Here is a 527-nt window from a genome sequence, read left to right as displayed (position 1 = left end):
ATATGCAAATCGGTTTGTAAGCGGGCAATATCGCGGCACAGAAACGCCATCTCTTTATGGGTTTCTAATTTTTTGCGCCACTTTTCGGCAACCGCATCCAGATTCTCATATATCCCTTCCAGACTCTGAAACTCGACCAGCAGCTGCGTGGAGCTTTTTGGTCCGATTCCCGAAACACCCGGTACCTTTGAACTGCTGATCCCCGCAAGTCCCCAGTAATCGGGCAACTGCTGCGGTTGAACGCCAAATTCTTTATCGATAAATGGCGCATCCAGCCAACGTTTCTGGAAGTAATCACGAATACGTAATGTCGGTGAAAGTAACTGACAGTAGCCTTTATCTGTCGAAACAATCGTTGCCTGATGCCCGGCCTGTGTCACTTTGACCGCCAGCGTGGCGGCTAAGTCATCGGCTTCGTTGCCGCTGGTTGACCAGCACGGGACGCCGCGTTGCTCAAAGGCGGCGCGTAATGCAGGCATCTCGTCGTGCAACTCTTCCGGCATTGGCGGTCGACCCGCTTTGTAATC

The 527-nt window shown here is 52.4% G+C and carries 1 protein-coding gene; it reads right to left on the bottom strand.

What is annotated here, in order from left to right; genetic code table 11:
* A partial coding sequence (gene xni / locus FHC49_RS24250) for a flap endonuclease Xni (RefSeq protein ID WP_220441058.1) occupies positions 1-527 on the bottom strand: 527 nt, incomplete at both ends.

This window comes from Kluyvera sp. EC_51 (genome assembly GCF_019584505.1).
Taxonomy (GTDB): Bacteria; Pseudomonadota; Gammaproteobacteria; order Enterobacterales; family Enterobacteriaceae; genus Kluyvera; species Kluyvera sichuanensis.
Note: the sequence above shows the minus strand (reverse complement) of the source record. Positions and strands in the feature narration are given on the sequence as shown.